This is a genomic window from Rhodococcus sp. PSi06, from assembly GCF_054960675.1.
Genome location: NZ_JBHNYO010000039.1, coordinates 1 through 276, shown reverse-complemented (window position 1 = coordinate 276; position 276 = coordinate 1). Strand labels below are relative to the sequence as shown.

General features: G+C 67.4%; 1 protein-coding gene. It reads left to right on the top strand.

Annotated features, from left to right (window positions below):
* Positions 1-276, top strand: a 276-nt coding sequence (locus ACFI9K_RS24930; RefSeq protein ID WP_462665986.1) for an IS3 family transposase, incomplete at both ends; no start/stop codon positions are given.

Below are 276 nucleotides of genomic sequence, written 5' to 3'. Positions count from 1 at the left end.
GCGGTGAGCAGCGCGTTCGAGGACAGTCACGGTCGTTACGGGCATCGGCGCGTGCACCGAGTCCTGGTCGACGCGGGGTGGCGGGTGGCGAAGAAGACCGTGCTCGCGGTGATGCGCGAGCTCGGGTTGGCGTGTGCTGTGCGGCGCCGTCGACGGTATGTCTCGTATCAGGGTCAGGTCGGGGCGGTCGCGGCGAACATCCTCGACCGTCAGTTCACAGCTACGGCCCCGAATCAGAAGTGGGTCACCGATGTCACCGAGTTCCGGGTCGGGGAC